1 protein-coding gene is annotated in these 326 nt (G+C 58.9%); it reads left to right on the plus strand.

Translation table 11 applies throughout. From position 1 onward, the window contains the following. Positions 1-326: condensation domain-containing protein (locus ACO0LH_RS28585; RefSeq protein ID WP_422944540.1), on the plus strand; the 326-nt coding region annotated here is incomplete at both ends.

Genomic DNA, 326 nt, shown 5'->3' on the forward strand with positions numbered 1-326 from the left:
CATCGACGTCGAACCCCTCCAGGTCAGCGAAGAACAAGGCGTTGCCCGCTATGATCTGACCTTCAACTTCTCCGTCCAGGCCGATGGCAGCCTCCTGGGCAGCATGGAATACAACACCGACCTGTTCAAGGCCGAGACCATAGAACGCCTGCTGAAGCACTATGAACGCCTGCTCGAAGCCGTCGTGGCCGCTCCTCAAGAAGCCATAGGCGAACTCGACTTCCTGAGCGACGCCGAACGCCAGCAGCAACTACAAGACTGGAACCCTGCGGCAAGAACAGATAGTCCCCAAAGACCCACCAGCACCCAGAGCGTCCACACCCTGT

The organism is Undibacterium sp. TJN19, assembly GCF_049339485.1.
Classification (GTDB): domain Bacteria; phylum Pseudomonadota; class Gammaproteobacteria; order Burkholderiales; family Burkholderiaceae_D; genus Undibacterium.